Annotated in this window: 24 protein-coding genes and 1 pseudogene; 7 read left to right on the top strand and 18 right to left on the bottom strand. The window is 71.7% G+C overall.

What is annotated here, in order from left to right; translation table 11 throughout:
• Positions 1–253: 253 nt before the first annotated feature.
• Positions 254–862: a hypothetical protein gene (locus Q1K57_RS01240; RefSeq protein ID WP_300078030.1), complete on the top strand. Its 609-nt coding sequence runs from the start codon at positions 254–256 to the stop codon at positions 860–862.
• Positions 859–1,401, top strand: a complete 543-nt coding sequence (locus Q1K57_RS01235) for an OmpA family protein (protein WP_300078027.1) — start codon at positions 859–861, stop codon at positions 1,399–1,401. The genes Q1K57_RS01240 and Q1K57_RS01235 overlap by 4 nt, the downstream gene beginning before the upstream one ends.
• A 37-nt stretch (positions 1,402–1,438) precedes the next feature.
• On the opposite strand, the gene Q1K57_RS01230 is transcribed toward Q1K57_RS01235, so the two are convergent.
• Together Q1K57_RS01230 and hisF are read right to left on the bottom strand one after the other, a co-directional pair.
• Positions 1,439–1,840, bottom strand: a complete 402-nt coding sequence (locus Q1K57_RS01230) for an HIT domain-containing protein (RefSeq protein WP_366525311.1) — start codon at positions 1,838–1,840, stop codon at positions 1,439–1,441.
• A gap of 20 nt (positions 1,841–1,860) precedes the next feature.
• On the bottom strand, positions 1,861–2,634 hold the full coding sequence (gene hisF / locus Q1K57_RS01225) for an imidazole glycerol phosphate synthase subunit HisF (protein ID WP_300078024.1): 774 nt from the start codon (positions 2,632–2,634) through the stop codon (positions 1,861–1,863).
• A 71-nt stretch (positions 2,635–2,705) separates the two neighbouring features.
• Between hisF and Q1K57_RS01220 the strand changes: the two genes are divergently transcribed.
• The gene (locus Q1K57_RS01220; protein WP_300078021.1) at positions 2,706–3,497 is read left to right on the top strand and encodes a phosphatase PAP2 family protein; all 792 of its coding nucleotides are present in this window, start codon (positions 2,706–2,708) and stop codon (positions 3,495–3,497) included.
• Here the strand turns inward: Q1K57_RS01220 and Q1K57_RS01215 are convergent.
• The 8 genes from Q1K57_RS01215 to Q1K57_RS01180 form a co-directional block, all read right to left on the bottom strand.
• A complete protein-coding gene (locus Q1K57_RS01215; RefSeq protein ID WP_300078018.1) occupies positions 3,494–6,262 on the bottom strand; it encodes a DEAD/DEAH box helicase in 2,769 nt (922 codons plus the stop codon). The two genes, Q1K57_RS01220 and Q1K57_RS01215, sit on opposite strands and share 4 nt — an antisense overlap.
• Entirely contained in the window at positions 6,259–7,155 is an 897-nt protein-coding gene (locus tag Q1K57_RS01210) for a YegS/Rv2252/BmrU family lipid kinase (protein WP_300078016.1), read from the bottom strand. The genes Q1K57_RS01215 and Q1K57_RS01210 overlap by 4 nt, the downstream gene beginning before the upstream one ends.
• Positions 7,152–7,922 (bottom strand): twin-arginine translocase subunit TatC, encoded by a 771-nt coding sequence (gene tatC / locus Q1K57_RS01205; protein ID WP_300078014.1) that lies wholly within the window; start codon positions 7,920–7,922, stop codon positions 7,152–7,154. The genes Q1K57_RS01210 and tatC overlap by 4 nt, the downstream gene beginning before the upstream one ends.
• A 72-nt stretch (positions 7,923–7,994) precedes the next feature.
• A complete protein-coding gene (locus Q1K57_RS01200; RefSeq protein WP_300078012.1) occupies positions 7,995–8,252 on the bottom strand; it encodes a twin-arginine translocase TatA/TatE family subunit in 258 nt (85 codons plus the stop codon).
• A complete protein-coding gene (locus Q1K57_RS01195) occupies positions 8,249–8,503 on the bottom strand; it encodes a hypothetical protein (protein WP_300078009.1) in 255 nt (84 codons plus the stop codon). The genes Q1K57_RS01200 and Q1K57_RS01195 overlap by 4 nt, the downstream gene beginning before the upstream one ends.
• A 10-nt stretch (positions 8,504–8,513) precedes the next feature.
• A complete protein-coding gene (locus Q1K57_RS01190) occupies positions 8,514–9,461 on the bottom strand; it encodes a WYL domain-containing protein (protein ID WP_300078007.1) in 948 nt (315 codons plus the stop codon).
• On the bottom strand, positions 9,452–10,387 hold the full coding sequence (locus Q1K57_RS01185; RefSeq protein WP_300078004.1) for a WYL domain-containing protein: 936 nt from the start codon (positions 10,385–10,387) through the stop codon (positions 9,452–9,454). The genes Q1K57_RS01190 and Q1K57_RS01185 overlap by 10 nt, the downstream gene beginning before the upstream one ends.
• Positions 10,388–10,522: 135 nt before the next feature.
• Positions 10,523–10,828, bottom strand: coding sequence for a hypothetical protein (locus Q1K57_RS01180; protein WP_300078001.1), 306 nt, complete (start codon positions 10,826–10,828; stop codon positions 10,523–10,525).
• A 423-nt stretch (positions 10,829–11,251) separates the two neighbouring features.
• Between Q1K57_RS01180 and gluQRS the strand changes: the two genes are divergently transcribed.
• The 4 genes and pseudogenes from gluQRS (at position 11,252) to Q1K57_RS01155 (ending at position 15,150) form a co-directional block, all read left to right on the top strand.
• Positions 11,252–12,142 (top strand): tRNA glutamyl-Q(34) synthetase GluQRS, encoded by an 891-nt coding sequence (gluQRS, locus tag Q1K57_RS01175; RefSeq protein WP_300077998.1) that lies wholly within the window; start codon positions 11,252–11,254, stop codon positions 12,140–12,142.
• A 116-nt stretch (positions 12,143–12,258) separates the two neighbouring features.
• Positions 12,259–13,093: pseudogene (locus Q1K57_RS15660) on the top strand (glycoside hydrolase family 32 protein); the annotation flags it as partial.
• A gap of 393 nt (positions 13,094–13,486) precedes the next feature.
• Positions 13,487–14,911 carry a GH32 C-terminal domain-containing protein gene (locus Q1K57_RS01160; RefSeq protein ID WP_366525313.1) on the top strand — a complete coding sequence of 475 codons (1,425 nt, stop codon included), beginning with the start codon at positions 13,487–13,489 and terminating at the stop codon, positions 14,909–14,911.
• The gene (locus Q1K57_RS01155) at positions 14,908–15,150 is read left to right on the top strand and encodes a hypothetical protein (protein ID WP_300077986.1); all 243 of its coding nucleotides are present in this window, start codon (positions 14,908–14,910) and stop codon (positions 15,148–15,150) included. The genes Q1K57_RS01160 and Q1K57_RS01155 overlap by 4 nt, the downstream gene beginning before the upstream one ends.
• An 83-nt stretch (positions 15,151–15,233) precedes the next feature.
• On the opposite strand, the gene Q1K57_RS01150 is transcribed toward Q1K57_RS01155, so the two are convergent.
• Genes Q1K57_RS01150 through Q1K57_RS01115 form a run of 8 tightly spaced genes read right to left on the bottom strand, consistent with a single transcriptional unit; the run spans position 15,234 to position 22,646 of the window.
• Positions 15,234–16,628 carry a deoxyribodipyrimidine photo-lyase gene (locus Q1K57_RS01150; RefSeq protein WP_300077983.1) on the bottom strand — a complete coding sequence of 465 codons (1,395 nt, stop codon included), beginning with the start codon at positions 16,626–16,628 and terminating at the stop codon, positions 15,234–15,236.
• A 2-nt stretch (positions 16,629–16,630) separates the two neighbouring features.
• The gene (locus Q1K57_RS01145; RefSeq protein ID WP_300077980.1) at positions 16,631–17,650 is read right to left on the bottom strand and encodes an FKBP-type peptidyl-prolyl cis-trans isomerase; all 1,020 of its coding nucleotides are present in this window, start codon (positions 17,648–17,650) and stop codon (positions 16,631–16,633) included.
• 42 nt (positions 17,651–17,692) lie between these two features.
• Entirely contained in the window at positions 17,693–19,075 is a 1,383-nt protein-coding gene (locus Q1K57_RS01140; protein ID WP_300077977.1) for a proteasome accessory factor PafA2 family protein, read from the bottom strand.
• A 2-nt stretch (positions 19,076–19,077) separates the two neighbouring features.
• Complete coding sequence (locus Q1K57_RS01135) at positions 19,078–19,818, bottom strand: pseudouridine synthase (protein ID WP_300077974.1); 741 nt, start codon at positions 19,816–19,818, stop codon at positions 19,078–19,080.
• Positions 19,818–20,585 carry an SMC-Scp complex subunit ScpB gene (gene scpB / locus Q1K57_RS01130; RefSeq protein WP_366525310.1) on the bottom strand — a complete coding sequence of 256 codons (768 nt, stop codon included), beginning with the start codon at positions 20,583–20,585 and terminating at the stop codon, positions 19,818–19,820. Before scpB ends, Q1K57_RS01135 begins: the two co-directional genes overlap by 1 nt.
• Complete coding sequence (locus tag Q1K57_RS01125) at positions 20,582–21,397, bottom strand: segregation/condensation protein A (protein ID WP_300077971.1); 816 nt, start codon at positions 21,395–21,397, stop codon at positions 20,582–20,584. Before Q1K57_RS01125 ends, scpB begins: the two co-directional genes overlap by 4 nt.
• Positions 21,394–21,765: a hypothetical protein gene (locus Q1K57_RS01120; protein ID WP_300077968.1), complete on the bottom strand. Its 372-nt coding sequence runs from the start codon at positions 21,763–21,765 to the stop codon at positions 21,394–21,396. Before Q1K57_RS01120 ends, Q1K57_RS01125 begins: the two co-directional genes overlap by 4 nt.
• The gene (locus Q1K57_RS01115) at positions 21,750–22,646 is read right to left on the bottom strand and encodes a ParA family protein (protein ID WP_300077965.1); all 897 of its coding nucleotides are present in this window, start codon (positions 22,644–22,646) and stop codon (positions 21,750–21,752) included. The genes Q1K57_RS01120 and Q1K57_RS01115 overlap by 16 nt, the downstream gene beginning before the upstream one ends.
• Positions 22,647–22,778 lie beyond the last annotated feature (132 nt).

Here is a 22,778-nt window from a genome sequence, read left to right as displayed (position 1 = left end):
GCAAGAAAAAACCCCCGCCACCGGATGGGCCGGCGTGCGAGGGAGCGCGTCGCGGTGACGAACCGTCAGGCGACGCGCTTTTCGAGTACGAGGGTGAACTGCACGCGTTCACTATAGGGCCGCACTGTGAGGGCGTCGCAATGCGGACGCGCCGTGTTCCGCATGCCGGACGCCGCCGGTGCGGTTGTCCACATGTCCACAGGCTCGCGGATCGATTCGGGAGAGGATCCGCCGAAGGGCCTAGCGTGCCGGCATGACTACCCCCAGGACGCATCACACACCCCTCATCCTCGTCGTGCTCGCGACCCTTGCCCTGGCCGGCTGCGTCGGCCTTCCGCGGCCTCCGGCGGTCCGTACGCCGTCCCCTGGCTCCCCCGTTATGACGGCGGCGTCCGCCACGACTGCGGCGGCACCGGCGGCAGGGTCGGCGGCAGGGTCGGGGGCCGGGTCGGGGGGCGGCGGGACACCCTTGCCCGTGCTGGCCACCCGCTCCTTCGCGTTGAGCGGCGGTGAGGTGGAGGTGGCGATCACCACCTTCGCGCAGGAGGGCGAGACGTTGACGCTCGACTTCACGGTGACGAACGACTCCGCCGAACCGCTGGAGGCGGTGCGTTTCGGTACGGGTCGGCGCGCCGAAGTCGACGGGATCTACTTCGTGGACGCCGCCCACGGCCGCCGGCATCTGCCGGCGAGGTCGGCCGACGGCTCGTGCGTGTGCAGCTCGACGATGGGCCTCGCCGTCCATCCCGGCCAGTCGCTCACGTTCTCGGTCGTCTTCGGGGCACTGCCGGAGGGCGTCACGTCCGCAACGTTGGTGATCCCGCTCGCGGGGTCGTTCGTCGACCTGCCGGTGACGCGATGAGTCCGGCGTGGCGCGCCCTCGCTGCCGCGACCGCCGTCGGGATCGGTGGGTTCCTGCTGGCTCCGTGGGTGGGTGCCGCTCCGGCCGACCGGACGGTCGACCCATCGGCGGCGGTGACCTTCCCGGTGGAGAGGGCGACCCTGCCGACGGACGCGCTGCTGTTCCCGGTGGGGAACGCCGACGCGTCGGTCGTGGACGACGGCGAGACGGTGGTCCTGCAGGCCGACGTGTTCTTCGCCTACGACGACGCGACGCTCTCTGAGCGGGCACACACCGAACTGGCCAGCCTCGCCGGGCAGCTGCGGGAACGGGCGCCGATACTCCTGGTGACGGGGCACACCGACGCCGACGGCACCGACGCCCACAACCTCGACCTCTCGCGTCGCCGCGCCGAAGCGGTGCGTGCCACGCTCGTCTCCCTCCTGCCCGGAGTCACCATCCGGGCCGAGGGCCGAGGGGAGGCGGAGCCCGTGGCCGACAACGACACCCCGGAGGGACGGGCGCAGAACCGCCGGGTCACGATCACGGTGGCTGGATGAGGCCGCAGCTCCCGCCACGAGCCCCAAGAACGTCGCATCAATCGGTGAGCGCGGCGTGGACGGCGTCCAGGTCGCCCTCGCCCGGCGCCCGCTCGACCATGGCGGCGAAGCCCGCATCGTCGGCGTAGCGCGGAATGAGGTGCACGTGCAGGTGGAACACCGATTGGCCGGCGTCCTCGCCCACGTTCGACACGATGTTCAGCCCGGACGCACCCAGCCTGTCGACCAGAAGGCGCCCGGTGGCCCGAACGGCGGGGGCGACGGCGGCCAGCACGTCGGCGTCGGCCAGGGCGTCGACGACATGCTGGCGCGGGATCACGAGCGTGTGGCCGCGCTTGAACGGCGCCAGGTCGAGGATGGCGACGGCCGCGTCGTCGGTGTACACCTGACGACTCGGGATCTCCCCGGCGACGATACGGCAGAAGATGCAGTCGGACATGTTCCTCCTCGGTTCGTCGTTCAGCCGACCGGCAGCCGGACCTCGAAGCCGGCGTCGGCCAGACCGGCTTTCACCTCGGCGATCGTCAAGGTGCCGTAGTGGAAGACGGACGCCGCCAGCACGGCGTCCGCGCCCGCGCGGGCGGCGTCCACGAAGTGCGCGACGGTGCCCGCCCCACCCGACGCGATGACGGGCACGTCGACCACCCGGCGGACGGCCTCGATCATCTCGAGGTCGAAGCCGTTGGTGGTGCCGTCGGCGTCCATCGAGTTGAGCAGGATCTCCCCCGCCCCGCGGTCGACGGCCTCGCGGCACCACTCGAGCGCGTCCAGGCCCGCCGCCTGACGGCCGCCGTGGGTCGTCACACCGAAGCCGGAGGGCTGCCCGGCCTCGCGACGGGCGTCGAGGCTGAGGACGCACACCTGGTTGCCGAAGCGGGCCACGATCTCGTCAATGGCCTGCGGCCGGGCGATGGCGCCGGTGTTGATGCCCACCTTGTCGGCGCCGGCGCGCAGCAGGCGGTCGACGTCGTCGGCCGAGCGGACGCCGCCACCCACGCACAGCGGGATGAAGACCGTCTCGGCGGTGCGCGTCACCATCTCGTACGTGGTCGCGCGCCCCTGGGCGGAGGCCGAGATGTCGAGGAACGTCAGCTCGTCGGCACCCGCGTCGCCGTAGGCGCGGGCCAACTCGACCGGATCGCCCGCATCGCGGAGGTTCAGAAAGTTGACGCCCTTGACCACCCGCCCGTCGTGGACGTCGAGGCACGGGATGACCCTGATCGCAACCGCCATGGCCGCCAGCTTAGGACAGCCTGCCCGCGCGGTACCCCGGCGCAGCGCTCACTAGGTGTCATACTGCGCCGATGGAGTTGGAGCAGCCCACGCGCGACCCGAACTGGCACGTCCAGGGGCCCACCGCCCTCGGCCGCGTCGTCGCCCGGACGCGCTCCTGGTGGCAGGCCAACGCGCTGATCGGGACCTACCTCGTCGTCGCCGTCATGGCCACCCTGACGCTCGTGTGGGGCTCCGGCGAGGTGTACGAGGGGGTGGCCGATTCCGGCGGCATCGCCCTCGTGGACCAGCCGCTCCTCACCTGGATGGTCGCCCACCGGACGCCGGCCTTCACCTCGGCCGTCGTCGCCTTCACCGAGTTCGGCGGCCCCGTGATCCAGCCCATCGTGCTGCTCGTCGTCACGCTCGGCATCGCCTGGGCCTGGCGCAGCTGGGCGCCGCTGGTGCTGGTCGGCGTCGCCGTCGGCACGTCCACGCTGGCCACCGTGTTCGGCAAGCAGCTGTTCGGGCGCGCCCGCCCGCCCATCGATCTCGCCGTGCCCCCGCTCGAGACCACCGCCAGCTTTCCCAGCGGGCACACGCTCAACGGCACGGTCATCGCCGGCATCCTCTGCTACCTGATGCTGCACTGGTTCCGGCGGGCGTCGGCACGCGCCGCCTGGATCGTCGGCTTCAGCCTGTACGCCCTGAGCATGGGCATGAGCCGGGTCTACCTCGGCCACCACTGGCTCACCGACGTGCTCGTCGGCTGGACTCTTGGGCTGGCGTGGGTCCTGGTGGTCATCGGGATCCACCGGGTCTGGCTGCTGGCGCGGGCCAGGCACGGCCAGCCCGCCTGGATGCTGCGCGCCCGCAGGGCTTAGTCGTCCTCGTTCCACGCGGCGTCCACGACGCCTCGGCGGAGCATCCCGATGGCCTCCCGGGCGTTCGTGCGCACCCGTCCCGGACCGGCGGCGTCCCGCACCTGGCCGAGCAGGTCGATGACCATCCGCATCCACCGGACGAAGTCCCCCGCGGTCAGTCCCGTCGTCTCCAGCAGGTCGCCCAACGCGGCGCCCGACGCCCACAGGAACGTGGCCTCCGCGAAACCGATGTCGGGCTCGCGGCCGCTGTCGAGCTTCTGGTCGCGCTCCATGAGCGACACGTCGCGCCAGATGCGGCGCAGCATCGTCTGCGCGATCTCGGTGGAACGGTTGGGCATCCGGGCCGGACGCCGCTGCTCGCCCCCGCGCGCCTCGTAGGTGAGCGAGCTGACCACCGCCGCCAGCTCGGCAGAAGTGAGCTCGTCGAAGGTGCCCGAGCGAATCGCCTCGGCGGTGACGAGATCGAGGTCGCCGTAGATGCGGGCCAGCATGCGGCCGGCATCGGTCACGGTCCCGGCGTCCTCGGACAGGTACCCCAGCGCCGACAACACGGTGCAGATCTTGTCGAAGCGGGTCGCGATCGTCTGGGTGCGGCGCTCGCTCTGGCGGCGCAGGTCCGCGATGTCCTTCTCGGCGCGCAGCGCCTTCTCGGCGGCCCGGGCGTGCACCTCGCGGTCGGGGCAGTCGTGGCAGGCGTGCCGCCTCAAGTCGTCACGCAGGCGGGCGATCCCGGCCGCGACCTCGGCGTCCATCGCGGCCGGGGAGTAGCGCGTCGCCGCCGTGTCCAGGGTGCCGAGGCGGCTGTGGAAGGCCGCGGCGAGATTGCGGCGGTCCTTGGCCTGGCGGGCGTCGAAGTGCTTGGGGACGCGCATGCGGGCAGCGACGACGGGCGGCGACGGGAAGTCCGTGAGCGACAGCTTCTTCACCTGCCGCTGCTCGGTCATGACGAGCGGCGTCGGATTGCCCCGATCGCGGCCCACCCCCGGATCGATGACGACCGCCCAGCCCTCATGGCGGCCCGCGGGGACGCCGATGATGTCGCCCGGCTTCACGTCCAGGAGCACCTGAAGGACCTCGGCGCGCCGATCGGCGCGGCGCGAGCGGGCCGCCGTGGCCTCCAGCACGGCGATCTCCGACCGAACACGGGCGTATTCCGCAAAGTCGCCCCGGTCGCAGGCGGCGTCCGCCCACAACTCGGCCGCCTGCTCGGTCTTCCGGGCGGCCGCGCGGGCGATGCCGACGACCGAGGCGTCCGACTGGAACTGGGCGAAGCTCTGCTCGAGCAAACCGCGCGCCTTCGCACGGCCAACGCGTCCTACGAGGTTGACCGCCATGTTGTATGTGGGGCTGAACGACGAGCGCAGCGGGTAGGTGCGCCGCGAGGCGAGGCCGGCGACGTGGCGCGGATCCATGGAGCGGTGCCAAAGCACCACCGCGTGCCCCTCGACATCGATGCCACGGCGGCCGGCGCGGCCCGTGAGCTGGGTGTACTCCCCAGGCGTGATGTCGACGTGGGCCTCGCCGTTGAACTTGACCAGCTTCTCGAGCACCACCGAGCGGGCCGGCATGTTGATGCCGAGGGCGAGGGTCTCGGTGGCGAACACCACCTTGACCAGGCCGCGCACGAATCCCTCCTCGACGCACTCCTTGAACGCCGGCAGCATCCCCGCGTGATGGCTCGCGATGCCGCGGCGCAGCGCCTCGCGGAACGTCGAGAACTCCAGCGCGTCGAGGTCGTCCCGGTCCAGGCCGGACGCCGCGGCGTCGGCGAGGGCGTCCAACTCGGCGCGCTCGGCCGGGGAGGTGAGCCGCAGACCCGAGCTCAACAGCTGCCGGACCGCCTGGTCGCAGCCCGCCCGACTGAAGATGAAGTAGATGGCGGGCAACAGGGCCTCGGCGTCCAGCTTCTCGACCGCGCCGTCGCGGCGCGGCACAAGGTTCGGCCCGCGTTCGCCACGCGCGGCCGCGTTGCGCTCGATGCGCTCGCGGGTGCGCCGCCCCCGTGGCCTCCGGGAGTCGTCGCGCGTGAACCGGCCCTCCTCCTTCGCCAGCCGCGTCAACTCTGGATTGACGTCGCCTTGGGTCAGCAGCGCGGACGCCGTCGGCGCCTCGCCGGCGAACAGGTCGTAGAGGCGGCGTCCGGCCATGACGTGCTGGAACAACGGCACCGGACGCCGTTCGCTCACGACCACGGCCACACCGCCGCGCACCTCGTCGAGCCAGGCACCGAACTCCTCGGCGTTGCTGACCGTGGCCGACAGGCTCACCACCTGCACGCTCGGGGCCAGACTGATGATGACCTCCTCCCAGACCGCGCCGCGGAAGCGGTCGGCGAGGTAGTGCACCTCGTCCATGACGACGTAGCCAAGACCGGCCAGCGTCGACGAGCCCGCGTAGATCATGTTGCGCAGCACCTCGGTGGTCATCACGACCACGGGCGCGTCCCCGTTGAGGCTGGTGTCGCCGGTCAACAACCCCACACGATCGGCGCCGTGCCGCTCGGCGAGGTCGTGGTACTTCTGGTTGCTCAGCGCCTTGATGGGGGTGGTGTAGAAGCACTTCCGCCCGGTCTGCAGGGCGCAGAAGACGGCGAACTCCCCCACGACCGTCTTGCCCGCGCCCGTCGGGGCGGCGACGAGGACGCCGTCGCCCGCCTCCACGTGGGCGCAGGCGTCGCGCTGGTAGTCGTCGAGGGCGAAGCCGTAGCCGGCAGCGAACGTCGCAAACAGCGGGCCGGGCTCGACGCGACGGTCCTGCGCGGTCATCGGTCCTCCTGCGGCACGAAGATGCGCACCGCCCGCGGCCGGGCGGTGCAGGCGAGCGGGACGGGGCCAAGCGGCTCGCCGTCGGCGGAGGCCAGCATGTCCGGCCCGTCGACGGTGATCGAGGCGACGCGGAACCGCTCGATCGCCGGGTGCGTGACGAAGCCACCCGTGAACAGGCTCGGGAACAGGCGCAGCAGGGTGCGACGCGGCACCGGGTGCACGATCGTGACGTCGAGCAGGCCGTCGTCGAGATCGAAGCCGGGGGCGATCCGGATGCCGCCGCCGAAGATGCCGGCGTTGGCGACGGCCACGAGGATCGCGTCGAGTTCCCGGACGCCGTCGGCGGTGGTCAGCCGGTAGCTCTGCGGCCGGAAGCGGGCCAGTTCGGCGACCACCCCCCACGCGTAGGAGGGGGCGCCCAGGTTGAGGGGCAACGCGTCGGCGCGGCGGGCCACCCGCTCGTCGAAGCCCGTCGACACGACGGAGCCGACGCAGCAGGCCGCGCCGGCGGCGTCCGTGACGCCCATGAGGTCGACCGGGCGGGTGGCACCGGCGAGGATCGCGTCGACGGCGTCGGACCAGCGGGGCGGCAGTCCCGCCGAACGGACGAAGTCGTTGCCGGTGCCCGCGGGCACGATGCCCAGCGGCACGCCGGAGCCGGCGCAGGCGTTAAGGCCGAGGTGCGTGGTGCCGTCGCCTCCCACCACGACGAGCCCGTCGACGCCGTCGGCGACCGCTTGGGCGCAGGCACGGGCGGCGTCCTCGGCATGCACAGGGAGGTGAGCGGTGACGGTGGCCCCGGCTTCCTCGAACCGGGCCAGGACCGAGGCGAGCAAGCGGCGTCCACGCCCGTGGCCCGCGGCCGGGTTGGCCACGACGGCCAGTTGGGTCATGCGGGGACGATCTCGCCGGCCGCCTGCTTGCGGGCACGACGGCGGTCGTTGATGCGGCAGAGGTACTCGGAGCCGAGGAAGAGGACGGTCATCGTGAGCCCGAGGACGATCATGGAGAACGGGTCGCCGCCGGGGGTGGCGGCCGCGGCGAACACGAAACAGCCGAAGATGACGTAGGAGCGCGACGCCTTGAGGGCGCTCGCGGGCAGGATGCCGATCAGGTTGAGCGCCACGACGAACACCGGCGTCAGGAAGCCGATGCCGAACACGAGCATCATGACGATGAGCAACCTCAAGAAGTTGCTGATGTCGATGAGGTTGGTGATGTCGACTCCCATCGGCGTGAACTGCATCATGACGACGATGCCCTGCGGCAGCACCCAGTAGGCCGCCGCGACGCCGGCGAGGAACAGCGGGATCGCGGCCCCCATGAACGCCAGGGCGTACTTCTTCTCCTGCGCGACGAGCGCGGGCACGATGTACGCCCACACCTGGTAGATCCACAGGGGGCTGGTGAAGATGAGGCCGGCGAGCCCGACCACCTGCAGGGCGAACAGGAAGGGCTGCGTGACGTCGTTGATCGTTGCGGTCATCTCCAAATCGGGGTTGGAGATGGCGAGTTGCGCCTGCGCCACGAGATAGGGCTGCATGAGGAACTCGACGATGCGCTGGTAGAAGAACGCGCACGCGATCATTCCGACACCGATGACGACCAAAGAGAGCACCATGCGGTAGCGAAGCTCCCGCAGGTGGTCGGCCAAGGACATCACCCCGTCCTTGGGCACTGCAGGGGGCTTCAGCCACCCGAGACTGAAGCGACGGGCCACGAGCGGTGGGCGTTACCGGTTGTCAGCGTGCGGATCGACGCGACTCGTGTCTTCCGCGCGGTTGTCGACGATCTCGGCGTCGTGCACCTCATCGGCCGGTCGGGAGGACTCACTGCGCAGCGAGTTGGTCTCCTCCTTGAACTCGCGGATCGCACGACCGGCACCCTTTCCCAGCCCGGCGAGCTTGCTGCCGCCGAAGATGAGGATGGCGACGATGAGGAGGATGACGATCTCCGAACCCTGCGGAAGACCGAAAGCCAGTGGCGTCATGATGGCTCCTTGCTGACGACGACGATCTCCAGACTACCGTGACCGTCGGACGATTCCTGCGCGCGGGGGGGGGCGGGGGCCGGGTCGAACTCGATGCGGTCGAGCAGGTCGAGGGCGGCGGAGGCCTGGTCGGCAAGGCGACCCAGCTCGCCGAGCAGGGTCGCGGCCTTGCGCCACAGCCACCTGCCGAAGAGGGCCGCCATCACGACCCCGCCCACTCCCGTGCCCACGATGAGCCAGATCCACAGCACGAAGCCCACCCTAGCCAGCCGGCCACCCCAGCGCCTCCCGAGCGGCTTCCCCGGCGGACGCCGCCGCCTCGGGCGGGTCGACGCGCGCGACGGCGGGGCCCAGCCGCAACAGCAGCCGGCGGAACCACTCGGGGTCGGCGACGCGCAACCGGACGCGCAGCAGTCCACCGTCGAGCGGCTCGGTCGACACGGTCGGGTGGTACTCGACGATCCAGTGCCCCGCGGGGCGCAGGTCGAGGGAGACGAGGGCGGCGTCCGGGCGTTCGTCGAGCCAGCCGGACGCCAACGCAGGCGCCTCGCCGTGGTCACCGACCGGGTCGCCGGTGACGTCGACGGCGCCGACCCGGTCGAGCCGGTAGGTGCGCCAGGCATCGCGTTCGTGCGCCCACGCGACGAGATAGCCGTAGCCGTCCCGCGTCGCGAGCTGGGCGGGATCGACGAGCGGCGTGGTCGCTGTCCCGCGGGACGCGCCGTGGTACGTGAGCCGCACGGCGCGGCCGGCCGCAATGGCGTCGGCCAACTGCGTCCGGATCGCCTCCTCGCCCGCCTGGACGCGGACATCGACCCGGTCGTCGCCGCCGAAGAGACCCGCGAGCTTCGCGCGCGCCGAACGGACGGAACCGGCGAGGTCGGCGTCGGCCATCTCCTCCAGCGCGCCCAACGCCACGACGAGGCTCATGGCCTCCTCGATGGTGAAGCGCAGCGGGCGCGCTAGGTAGTCGGCGTTGGTGAGACGGATACGCCCGTTCTCCAGGGCGTCCATGTCGACCTCGATGAGGTCCCCCGGCATGCCGCCCGGGAGACCGCAGAACCAGAGGACGTTGAGGTCGGCGACGAGTTGGCGCGTGCTGACGCCGAACGTGGCGGCGGTGTCGGCGAGGTCGGCGTCCGGATGGGCCTGCAGGTACGGCACGAGGCTGAGCAGCCGCGGCACCTGCAACGCGCTGGTCATTCCCATGCCGCCACCGCCTCGAGGTGGCGGCGGACCGCGGCGAGCAGTTCGGGGGGGTCGAGCACGAGCACGTCCGGCGCGTACCAGGCAAGGTCCCCCGCCGCGTCCTGACCGAGTTCGACGCGCCAAGCCGAGAAGCCGTCGGGGGCGGCGGCGTCCGAGGGGGTCGCGAAGCGGACGAGCTCGCCGGCCGCTCCGTCGCGCACGGCGACGATGGCCGCGGTGGGCCGCGGCGCGTCGAGCGAGCGGAGGTGGGCCGCCACCACCGCGGCGTCCGGGCGGGTGACGGTGCCGGGCCGTCCGCTCGGCCGGGTCTCTCCGTCGATGCGCGACACCTTGAACGACCGCCCCTCCCGGCGAGTACGATCGTATCCCACCAGGTACCACGCGCCCTTGCGCGAGGTGAGCCGCCAGGGCTCGACGACGCGGTCCACCCCGCGGTAGCGGAAGGCCACCGGACGCTGCTCGAGCGTCGCCTGCCAGAGGGCCTCGAAGCCGGGTTCGTGCGCACCGACGTTCGGTGCGAACGAGGCGACGCGGCCGGCGTCGGGATCCAGTCCGGACGCCCTCAGCTTGGCGACGGCGGTGGTGGCGCTGTCGGCGAGGCGGGCCGAGTCCCAAACGCCCGAGGCGACACCGAGGGCGGCCAACTCGGCCGTGTCGAACTCGAGGGGAGGCAGCTCGAAGTCGCGGCGGCGAATGCGGTAGCCGACCTCGTCGGGGAACAGCGGGTCGTTGCTGCCGGTCTCGACGGGGACGCCGAGGGCGCGCAACTCCTCCTTGTCGCGCTCGAAGGTCCGCTCGAACGCCTGCTGGGAGAGGTCGTGATAGCCCTCCACCAACTCCCGAATGTGCTCACGCTCGACGAAGCGGCGCGCCATGAGCAGGCAGATCGTGAGGTTCATGATCCGCTCGGACTTGCGCGCTGACACGCCGTTCAGGCTACCGGGAGCGGCGGCGTCCGCCGTAGACCTGGAGAGCCGACACGCGACAAACCGACCGCCGCCCGCTGGCGGGGAGGTTCCCGAAGGCCCAAGCCGCCCGTCGGCACCCCCACCCCGCAGCGCTCACCGCGCGTCGACCAGGAGGTTGCTGAAGAACGCCTCGGTGCCGATGTCGACGAAGAGTCCGACGCGACCGTGGACCGGGCGGGCGAGGCTGTCGAGCGCCAGCCGCTCCACACCATCCACCCCGGCGCGGACGCGACCGCCCTCCACCTCGACCCGCAGCCGGTGCCAGCTGTCAGGACCGATGTCGGCGCTCGTCTCGAACTCCCCGGGGCGCTCCTCCCGGAGCCTGCCGAAGGGCCAGTCGGGGTAGGCGAAGTACTGAATGGCCCGCTGGTCGCGGGGTTCGGGCGGCCGGACACGCATGCCGTTCAGGGCCCCGGAGGTAGACGGCTTCGAACGCGTCTCCGCTGTCTTGGATGTGGAAGGCGAGCCCCGCGAACCCCCGGGCATCGTCCGGGCCCTTCCCGTTGAGGCGCGCGAGGACGTCCACCTCGATGAGCCCGTCGGTGAGGAGCACCGGGAGGAGGACGAACGTGGGCTGGTCGACGAAGTCGACGCCCGGACGGCCGCCGAACGTGACCCGGTCGTCCAGCTCGACGCGCAGCGCACGGCGGCCGGCCGCGTCGTCGGGCCGCGCGGTGACCGACCTCATGGCGCAGCCGTCGGGGAGGAATGTGAGGTCGTGGGTGAACACGGGCGATCTCCTTCGATCGGTGGGGGCCATCGCCGACACTACTCGTGGAGGCCCGGTTTGGTGGCCAGCTCGGAGACGGCCAAGATGACGCCATGGTCGGCCGCTTCGCTCCGAGCCCCACGTCGGCGCTGCACGTGGGCAATCTGCGCACGGCCCTGGCCGCGTGGCTCATGGCCCGGCACGCTGGTCGCGGCTTCGTGCTGCGCGTGGAGGATCTCGACGTCGCCCGCGTCGCCGCCGCCCCCGAGGTGGCTGCCGGCCAGCTCGCCGACCTGGCCGCGCTCGGACTCGACCACGACGGCCCGGTCATGGTCCAGTCCGAGCGGCTGGACGCCTACGCCGCGGCCGCCGCCGCCCTGCCGACCTACGAGTGCTACTGCACGCGGCGCGAGATCGCCGAGGCGGCGTCCGCGCCCCACGACGACGGGTATCGGCCCTACCCGGGAACGTGTCGCGGCTTGTCGGACGCCGAGCGTGCGGCCCGGCGCCCGGTGCGTCCCCCGGCGCTCCGCGTGGCGGCGGACGGGGCGTCCGTCACCGTGCACGACCGCTGGGCCGGCCCGGTGACCGGCGTCGTGGACGACTTCGTCGTGCGCCGCAACGACGGCGCCTGGGCGTACAACCTCGCTGTCGTCGTCGACGACCTCGCCCAAGGCGTAACGCAGGTGGTCCGGGGCGACGACCTGCTCTCGAGTTCACCACGGCAGGCGTGGCTGGCCCGACGCCTCGGGGGCGTCGAGCCCGCCTACGCCCACATGGGGCTGGTGGTCAACGCCGCGGGCCAGCGGCTGGCCAAGCGCGACGGAGCCGTCACCCTCGCCGACCTGGCCCGGCAGGGTCTGGACGCCGCCGGCGTCCTGACACTGCTCGGCGCGTCCCTCGGGCTCTGCACGACCGACGAGCACGTCACCGCCGCCACGCTGCTGGGGCGCTTCGACCCCGCTGCAGTGGAGCACGGCGCCTGGGTGTGGCGCGGGCGCTGAGCCTGCGCACGGAGGAACCCGACTTCGCCAGTGAATCGCCTAACGGCAAGGCAGTCGGCGTAGGCTGCCCGGTACCCGAGCGTCCATGCCCATCTGTAGCGAGAGGAAGCAAGGCCATGCACGTCAAGACCAGACGATTGCTGGGAGTCCTGCTCACCGCGGGTGCCCTGACACTCGGACCTCTCACGGCACCGGCACAGGCCGAAGTGACCGTGGGGGCAGAGCCGTACCGCCCCGACTATCACTACACGCCGTCCGAGAACTGGATGAACGACCCGAACGGCTTGTTCTTCCACGACGGCGTCTACCACCTGTACTACCAGTACAACCCCCAGGGTTCCGTGTGGGGAACATGTCCTGGGGGCACGCCACGAGCCCCGACCTCCTGACCTGGACCCAGCAACCGCTCGCCATCGCGCAGACGTTCAACGACGCCGGCGAGAGCATCGAGGACATCTTCTCGGGCGCCATCGTCGTGGACGAGCGCAACACGTCCGGCCTCGGGACAACGAGCAATCCGCCGATCGTCGCGGTCTACACGAGCGCGTACACGTCAGCCCACCCGACGCTGGCGGGGATCCAGGCGCAGTCGCTCGCCTATTCGCTGGACGGCGGCTACACGTGGACCAAGTACGAGGCAATCCGGTGCTGAACCGTGACTCGGCCAACTTCCGCGATCCCAAGGTCAGTTGGTACACCAACCCGGAGACGGGCGAGAGCTACTGGGTGATGGTGGCCGTCGAGGCGACGCAGTACCAAGTCGTGTTCTACCGCTCCGACAACCTGATCGACTGGACCTACCTGTCCACCTTCGGCCCGGCCAACGCGACCGGAGGCATCTGGGAGGTTCCGGACCTGATCCCCATGACCGTCAAGGAGACCGGCGAGACCAAATGGGTGCTCATCGTGAACCTCAATCCGGGATCGCCCGCCGGCGGCTCGGGGGCCCAGTACTTCGTGGGTGAGTTCGACGGCACCACCTTCACCGCCGAGAACATTGTGACGCTCGACGACGAGCAGGTGGCAGGCACGGTCCTCGAGGACTTCGAGTTCGCGTCCTGGGCGGGCTCCGGCTGGACCGTGGCGAACCAGGCCGGAAACGTCGCGGACGGGCCGTTCGGGCTCGGGCCGTACCCCGGGACCATTCCGGGGCAGCAGCAGGTCGTCGGTTATCGCGGCGAGCGGCTGGTGAACAGCTTCGTCGGCAACGACTGGCCTGTGGGCACGCTGACCTCTGCTCCGTTCACGGTGACCTCGGACTGGCTCAACGTCCTGTTCGGCGGCGGCAACCACCCGCGGGTGGAGGGTTCGCAACTCGGCAACGAGCCCCCGGCCGGCACCTTGATGTGGAACGGCTTCGAGGTGACGCCGGGCCAGACGCTGGCCGATTTCGGCTGGACGGGCACGGGCGACCTGCAGGCTGCGAACAGCCCGTCCGACTCCGGCGGCGACTACGCCATCGGCAACTACCGCATCAACACGTGGGCCGGCGGCCCGAAGGGTGACGACAACGTGGGCACCCTCACGTCGCCCTCGTTCACCATCGACGGCGACCACATCAGTTTCCTCATCGGCGGTGGGCGCGAGAAGGACACGACGCTGCAGGTGCAGTTGGTCGTCGACCCCCAGGTGGTCCGCACCGCGACCGGCGCGGACGACGGCGCTCTCCAGTGGCGTTCGTGGGACGTGTCGGACCTCCAGGGTCGCTCCGCGCAACTGAGGGTGGTCGACGAGACCACCGGCGGCTGGGGGCACCTCACGCTGGACCATGTCGTCATGGGGGACGAGCCGGCGAAGCCGCGCTCGGCCGAGACCACGGTGAACCTGGTGATCGGCGGCGAGGTCGTCGCCTCCGCGACGGGCAGCAACTCCGAGACGCTCGACTGGGCGGCGTGGAACACCTCGGCGTGGATCGGCCAATCGGCTCAGGTCGTCATCATCGACAACAACCGGTTCGGGTGGGGCCACATCCTCGTCGACGACATCGTTGCCGCGGACGCCCCGCAGCAGCGCCGCATCGTGCGCTTCGACTGGCTGGACTGGGGTCCCGACTACTACGCGGCGGACTCCTACTCTAACGTCCCCGACGGGCGGCACATCCTGCAGGGCTGGATGAGCAACTGGAACTACGCCAACTTCACCCCGACGTCGCCCTGGCGTTCGGCGATGGCGTTGCCGCGGGAGATCACCCTTCACCGGCTCGGGGGCGGGTACGAGATCGCATCGGCACCCGTCGGCTCGGTCAACGACCTGCAAGTCAAGCGGGGATCCGTGCGGAGAGGCAACATCCGTGTGACCGACAGCACGCTTGTGCTGCCGTTCTCCTCCGATGCCTACATGCTGGAGGTGACGGTCGCACCCGGTGACGCCGACATCGCCGGGGTCGCTGTCCGCACCGACGCCGACTACTCGGCCACGGCCGGCGAAGGCACGCTGAGCGGGATCGACACGGCCACCAACCGTGTCTTCGTGGACCGCACGCGTTCGGGTGACGTTTCGTTCAGCACGAGCTTCGCCAGCGTCGACGGCGCACCCCTGGTCAACATCGACGGCTCGTACACCTTCACGGTGTACGTCGACCGCTCGTCGGTCGAGGTGTACGCCGAGGACGGGTTCCGGGCCATCACCAGCCAGATCTTCCCCGACCCGCAGTCGCTGGGGCTGTCGCTCGTCAGCCAGGGCGGCACCGCGCGGTTCCAGAAGATCGTCGCCGTTCCGTTGGCCACGTCCGTCCACACCGGCAACAGGGGCCGAGGGTGGTCTCCGTGACAAGCACCTGTGGCGCCAGGGCATCCGTCGTGGTGACCAACCCCACAGGTGAGCGGCAGCAGGTCACGCTGAGTTCGATCTCGGGCGAGGCGCGGGTCAACCTCGCGGCGGGCGAGACGAAGACCGTTTTGCTGCGGGGCAAGGCCTCCCGGGCGGCAGGTTCCTTGTCGGTGGACGCCGTGGCCCGGCCGAGCGGCACCGAGACGTGGTCGTCGGTGAGCATGCCTGCGTGCGCATGACCGCGGCCCCTTGCGGGTGACGCACCCTCTGGGCAACCGGGTGGGCGGGTCTTCTGGCCCGTCCACCCGGGACGCCCGGCACGTCAGCGAGCGCGCAGCAGGGCGTAGGCGTCCAGCGCGCGGCGGCGGGACTCGGCGAGGTCGACGACGGGCGCCGGGTAGGCGTCCGTGCCGTACTCGGGCACCCAGCGGCGCACGTAGGCGCCCTCAGGGTCGTGGCGCTCACGCTGCGTCTCGGGGTTGAAGACGCGGAAGTACGGGGCGGCGTCGGCACCGCAGCCCGCCACCCACTGCCACGACACCGGGTTGTTGGCCTCGTCGGCGTCCACGAGGGTGTCCCAGAACCACTGCTCACCGGCCTGCCACGGCTGCAGCAGGTTCTTGACGAGAAAGGACGCCGCAACCATCCGCACCCGGTTGTGCATCCAGCCGGTCTGCCACAGCTGGCGCAGACCTGCGTCCACGAGCCCGTACCCGGTGCGGCCACGCTGCCAGGCGCGCAGCAGCGCTGCGTCGGGCGACCACGGGAACTCCGCGAACTGCCGCCGTAGCGGCTCCCACGCGAGCCGTGGCACGTGGTGGGTCAGGTGCCAGCTGAACTCACGCCAGTACAGCTGCCGCACCCAGGCGGACGCATCGTCGGCCGAGACCTCAGCCGACCGCGTGGCCGCCAACGCCTGCCGTGGCGACACCTCGCCGAACCGCAGCCGCGGCGACAACCGCGAGGTGGACGCCGCATCATCCGGCCGGTCGCGGCGCGTCCGATAGCCGGCGATGGCGTCGGGCAGGTCCGCCAAGGCCTGATCGGCGGCAACGCAGCCGGGGACCCAGTGCGCCCCCACGGTGTCGGCCCACCACGGTGGATCGGCGTCCAGGAGGTCCAGAGCGTCGAGCCCCATGACGACCCCGGTGGCGGTCAGCCGCGCGGCGGCGTCCACCACCGCGGGCGGCAACACCTGCGCTGCCGGCCGCCCTCGCAGCGGCCCCACCGGCACCTCGGCCGCCGCCCGGTGGAACGGTGTGAACACCCGGTAGACCGGGCCGCCGGCCGGCGCCACCAGCCACGGCTCGACGAGCAGGAACCCGGGATGGCTGTGCACCTCCACGCCGGACGCGGCGAGGGCGGCCTTGAGCGTCGCGTCGGCGGTCCGCGCCGACGGCGCATAGCGGCGCGTCCAGCGCACCACGGACGCCCCCAGCCCAGCCACCACGGCCGGCACGACGGTGACGCCCGATCCGCGGCCGAACAGCAGGGGAATGCCCAGCGCGTCCAGTTCGGCCGACAACACTTCGAGGCTGCGGTGCGCCCACCAGCGGGACGCCGCACCCAGGCGCCGCGGACCGTCGCCGGCGGCGTCCGGTTCCTCCCGGAGCCACAGCCCCACCACGGGACCGGCGGCGCGGGCTGCGGCCAGAGCCTCGTGGTCGGCGACGCGCAGGTCGTCGCGGAACCAGAGCAGCGTGACCGGCGCAGCCAACGTCAGGCGGCCGACGAGGCGAAGAGGATGTCGATCACGAACACCACGGATTCGCCGGCCTCGACGGCCGGAGTGGCCTGGCCGTCGGGGTAGGCGTCCGGCGCGACGATCACGACCCGCGAGCCGATCGGCACGCCCACCAGTCCCTCCTTCCAGTCCGGGATCAGGTCGGAGAGGGCGCCCGAGTCGGGCGCTGCGTACTTGTCCTCGATGAGGGCTCCGGTGCGCCAGCTGTAGGACCGGTAGAAGACCATGAGGTAGTCGGTGGCCGCGACGCCGCGTTGCGTCCCTTGGATGACCGTCGCCACGGTTCGCTGCGTCGGTTGCGCCGCCCCGGCCGGGATGGCGACGGTCGGATAACCGTCTGCGTCGGCCCCCAGGGTGACCGGCAGCGACGGGCTCTGCGGGGTGCCGGTGGCGGTGTCGACCGACACGGCGATGATGTCGACCACGAAGATGAGCGTGTCGCCGACGGCGATGCCCACGTCGGGCGACCCGTTCTGCGAGTCGTAGGCCTCCGAGCCGGGGATGACCATGAGCACCCGGTCGCCGGCCCGGTGGCCGAGGAGGCTCTTGCTGAAGCCCGGCACGAGCCGGTCGAGCGTCATGAGCGCGGCCTGGCCCTTGTCGAACGAGCTGTCGAACTTCTCGCCGGTGCGCGCGTTGTAGCCCGCGTAGTTGTTCTCGACGATGCTCGCCTCGGTGATCGCCGGGTTCGCGGCGTCGCCCTCGATGATGGTGCGCTGGCGGGTCTGGTCGATCGAGAAGTTGGGTTCGAAGCTCAACGCGGGCACCTCGCCGAACGCACCGTCGACGCTGACCCCGTCGATCGTGTCGATCACCGGTGCGGGCGTGGGCGTCGCGGTCTCCGTCGGCGTCGGTGCCGGCGTCGCTGTCTCGGACGCCGCGGGCGTCGGTTCCGGCGAGGACGCGGTCGAAGGCGAGCAGGCAGTCAGGGTCAGCGCGAGCGCGGCCGCGAGGGCACCGAGCACGGCGCGCACGTGGGTGGACGAGTTGAGCACCGGGCCATGCTACCTACTCGCGCCTTCCTCTCCCGCCACGGCTCACCGCGGCTCGGGCGGCGGCACGAACCCGCGCAGGACGCCGATTCGCGGCTCGGCCGCCATCTTGCCGACGAGGGCGTCGGCGTCCGGATGGGTGTCGGCCGTCGGGTCGTCGAGGGCCAGCCGGACACCGCCGCCCGGCAGGTCGTGGACGGCGAAGCTGGCCCAGTCGACGGCGATGTCGCGGCCGGCCGCGCGGGCAGCATCCACGAGGCGTCCGCGCACGCGCGCGCGGGTGGGCGAGGGCGGCGTCGAGGTGGCCTCGTCCACCTCGGCGTCGGTGGTGAGTCGCTCCGCCTGCCCGCGCGCCTCGAGAAGCCGGGCCAGGCCGCGGGGGCGACCGGCGGCGTCCGTGCCGAGCTCGTGCCAGCGCAGGTCGAGGGCGTCACAGCTGGCATCGTCGCGCTCGACACCATGGGCGACCCGCCAGGCCTCGATGAGCCGCTGCTTGGTGTCCCATTCGGCGCCGCTCGGGCGTCCGGCGGCGACGGCGGCCAGCACCTCCGCCCAGGCGCGGTGGCCGGCTGCGGTCTCGTCGTCGGTGACGGCGTCCTCGGCGGCGGCGAGCAGCGTCCGCTGCAGCCCGTGCGCGGTGAGCGAGGAGCCGTCGGTGGCGGGGACGCCGGCGTCCGGGTCGGTGTTCCAGGCGCGGAGGGCGGCGAGCGGGTCGGCCGGCCCGAGCGGCGCGGGTCGTCCCGACTCGGCCAGCCGCAGGACGAGCTCAGTGCACACCAGACCGAGCCACAGCGGTCGTTCGAGGGTGAGGGTGTCGCCGGCGAGGACGTGCAGGCGGCGGAAGCGGGCGGGGTCGGCGTGCGGTTCGTCGCGTGTGTTGATGAGCGGCCGCGAGCGGGTGGTCTGGTTGGAGACGAGATCGCCGAGCACCTCCCCGCGCTGCGACAAGGTGAAGCGTCCGCGTCTCCAGCGGCCGGCACCGCTCACGACCGCGCGGCTCACGAGGAACGGGACCAGCCACGCGGCCAGGGCAGCCGGGTCGGCATCTCGGGCGACGAGGTGGTTCGTGTGACTCCCCCACGTGTTGCCGAAGCTGTCGACGTTGTTCCGGAACAGGGCGACCCGCAACGCGTGCCCCTCCTCGGCCGCGGCCGCGACGGCCGCATCCGCGAGCCGGGTGAGCAGCGTGTCGCCGGCACGCTGGGCGACGACGAGCGCGTGGGCGTCCGCGCACTCGGGCGTCGCGTACTCGGGGTGGCTGCCCACGTCGAGATACAGCCGCCCCCCGGATCCGAGGAACGCGTTCGTGGACGCCCAGCTGCGGGCCAGAGGGGCGAACAGCCGGGCGCCCGCCTCGTCGGAGACGAGCCGCCGGCCGTCGAGGTGGCCGACGAGCCCGTACTCGGTCTCGACGCCGGTGACGCGCATGCTCAGAGCTTCACCGCGTCCAGCAGCGACCCGAGCTCGTCGCGGGTGAGCTCGCGGGTCTCGCCGAGCTTGAGCTGGCCGAGGCGCAGCGGCCCGATGTGGGTGCGCGTCAGGCGGCGCACCGGGTGACCCACCTGCTCGAACATCCGCCGGATAACCCGGTTGCGCCCCGAATGCAGCACGACCGTGAGCATCGAACGGGACTCGGTGCTGCTGTTGACCTTCACGCGGTCGGGGTTGACCCACCCGTCCTCGAGGCGGATGCCCTTGCGCAGCCGCTTGAGGGTCGGCGGCGTCACCTCCCCGGACACCTCGACCACGTAGGTCTTCGTCAGCTCGTGGCTGGGGTGCATCATCCTCTGGGCGAAGTCGCCGTCGTTGGTGAGCAGCAACAACCCCTCGCTGTCGGTGTCGAGGCGGCCGACGTGGTAGAGCCGGTTCGCCTTCTGGGCCGGCGTCAAGTGGTCGGTGATGCTCGGGCGACCCTCGGGATCGTCCATCGTGCACACGACGCCGCGCGGCTTGTTGAACACCAGGTACACATGGCGCCGTGGCGGCGGAATGCGGCGTCCGTCGACGCGGATGACGTCGCGTTCGGGGTCGACGCGGCGGCCCTGTTCGACCACCGGCTCACCGTTCACCTCGATGCGGCCCTCGTCGATCATCAACTCCGCGGTGCGGCGCGAGGCGACCCCCGCCTGCGCGAGCACCTTCTGCAGGCGGATGCCCTCGGCGTCCCCCATCAGGAGGGGTCGGCCAGCCGGTCGAGGTCCGCTGCGGGCGGCACCTCGGCCTCGTCCGGCTCGTGGTGCGCCTCCTCGTGCTTCTCGGCACGCTTGTCGTCCGTCCAGGCGCCGACCTCGTCGGCAGTCGGGATCTCGGCGTTCTCGCTCATGGCCCCATCCTCTCGTCCGGACGCCGCCGGCGCCACCTGCTCGGCCAGCCCAGCCAGCTCCGCCTCCAGCAGGGACGCCTCCGGCAGGTGAGGCGCGATCGGCGGCAGGTCGTCGGTGGACGTGAACCCCATGCGTTCGAGGAAGTAGTCGGTCGTCTTGAACAGCATGGCGCCCGTCTCCTCGGAAGGCCCGGCCTCCTCGATGAGCTCGCGGGTCACGAGGGTGCGCATGACGCCGTCGACGTTCACGCCCCGGATCGCCGACACCCGCGACCGCGAGATCGGCTGCAGGTAGGCCACCACGGCGAGCGTCTCGAGGGCGGCCTGGGAGAGACGCGCGTGCTGCCCTTCGAGCACCCACGCGGCGATGACGTCGGCGTGCTCGGGGCGCGTGTAGTAGCGCCAGCCCTGGCCGACCTCGCGCAGCTCGAAGCCACGGCGGGTCTCGTCGTAGAACCGCTGCAACCGCTCGAGGGCCGCCCACACCACTGGCTTGGGCACGTCGACGGCCTGGGCCAGCTCGGCGGTGCCGAGCGGCTCGGTCGCCATGAGCAGCAGCGCCTCGAGCGGCCCGGTGATGGTGTCCAGGTCATCGTCGCTGAAGACGTCGGTCATGTGTCCTCCTTCCGGCCGGACGCCGCGACGTCCGTCTCGTCGAACTCGGCGGAGATGGCCAGCTCGCCGTCGGCGGTGCCGGTCCAGCGGATCGTGAGCTCCCCGAGCGGCGTCAGCTGCTCGAAAGAGACGGCCTGCTCGCGCGCCAGTTCGAGCAGGGCGAGGAAGCGGGCGACCACGACGGTGCGCTCACCGGCGTCCGCCACCAGCGTGGGGAAGGTCGCCGTGCCGAGGCGGCGCAGCCGGCCGACGATCACCTCGGCCTGCTCGCGGACGCTGACCGCGGGCGCGTGGAGGTGGGCCAGCGAGATGGCGGGCTCCTCGCGGGGGGTCAGCGCGCGGGCGGCGAGCCAGGCGAGTTGGTCGCCGTCGGCCGGGATCTCGACCTCGGGCAGGAGGCGTGCGAAGTTCTCCTCCAGCCCACCGGGCCGCGGGTGCCGCCGCGCCTCGGTGTCGAGGCGGCGGGCGATGAGGGCGGCCACTTCCTTGAAGGCGCGGTACTGCAGCAGGCGAGCGAACAGCAGGTCGCGGGCTTCGAGGAGGGCGAGATCCTCGGGGTCCTCCACCTCGCCCTGCGGCAGGAGCCGGGCGGCCTTGAGGTCGAGCAGCGTGGCCGCGACGACGATGAAGGAGCTGGTCAGGTCGAGGTCCCACGCGGACCCCATCGTCTTGATGTGGGCGATGAACTCGTCGGTGACCCGGCTCAGCGCCACCTCGGTGACGTCGAGCTTGTGCCGGCTGATCAGCTGCAGCAGCAGGTCGAACGGGCCCTCGAAGTTGGTCAGCCGGACGGTGAACGGGGCGGTCGTCACGACTCGACGAGCCGCTGGACGACGTCGGCCTCGCCCCCGCGCGCGCGCACCTCGGCGAGCGCCGCGGCGATCGCGGCGCGGACGATCCGGCCGCGGTCGACGGCGATGCCGTGCTCGGCCCGCAACTCGAGCCGCAGGTGTTCCAGGGCCAGCAACTCCTCCGAACTGACGTACACGGTGATCTTCTCGTCGTGGCGGACCCGGCCGGTGTGGGTCACGTCGGCGTCCGGAACCGCCCGCGGCGCAGTCCGCCGCCGGACCGGCTCGCGCCCGGCGGTCCGAGCGGCGTCCGCCTCCCGGACCAGGGCGTCGGCGGCCGTGGGCCGGAACAGCTCGGACGCGCCGGGCAGGCCTACGCGTCGGGGCATCGGACGAGCACCTCCCTGGCCAGGGTGCGGTAGGCCTCGGCACCGGGGCTGGCGGAGGCGTACGACGTGATCGGCTCCCCCGCGACCGTCGTCTCGGGGAACTTGACCGTGCGCTTGATGACCGTGTGGAACACCTTGTCGCCGAACGCCTCGACCACCCGCTCCAGCACCTCGCGGCTGTGGAGCGTGCGGCCGTCGTACATCGTGCCGACGATGCCGAGCACGGCCAGCTCGGGGTTGAGCCGGTCGGTGACCTTCTGGATCGTGTCGGTCAGCAGGGCCACCCCGCGCAGCGCGAAGAACTCGCACTCGAGCGGGATGATCACGTGATCGGCGGCGGTGAGGGCGTTGACGGTGAGCAGGCCGAGCGAGGGGGCGCAGTCGATGAGGATGACGTCGTAGGAGTTCCGCAGCGGGGCCAGCACGCGGCGCAGCGTCTGCTCGCGCGCCACTTCGGAGACGAGTTGCACCTCGGCGGCCGAGAGGTCGATGTTGGCCGGCAGGAGCTGCAGGTGGTCGACGCCGGTGTCGATGATCACGTCGGTCGGGTCGGCCTCCCGCCCGAGGAGGAGGTTGTAGATCGAGGTGTCGAGCGTGTGCGGGTTGACGCCGAGCCCCACGGACGCCGACCCCTGTGGGTCGAAGTCGACGATCAGCACCGAGCGGCCGGTCTCGGCGAGCGCGGCGCCGAGGTTGATCGAGGTCGTCGTCTTGCCGACGCCGCCCTTCTGGTTGGTCATCGCGATGATGACGGCGCGCTTGGGGCCGGCGTGGGGGGCGCGCGGCTCGGGGAGGTCGGGCCAGGGGCGTCCGGTGGGGCCGAGGTCGTCGGGCACGGCTTCGGTGGTCTCGTCCTCGAAGAGTGCGGGGTTGGTGTTCACAGGAGTCCTTCCGCCAGCGTTCCTGCCGCCAGCCTAGAACTCGATTTGGCGACAAAGTGACATCGGGGGCGCGTGTCGACGCCCGTGTTGCGGTTGGGGCTCACGAAGAGGGCGCTGGAGCGCCCTCTTCGT

The organism is Propioniciclava sp. (assembly GCF_029977985.1).
GTDB lineage: Bacteria > Actinomycetota > Actinomycetes > Propionibacteriales > Propionibacteriaceae > Propioniciclava.
This window is presented reverse-complemented; position numbering and strand designations above follow the sequence as displayed.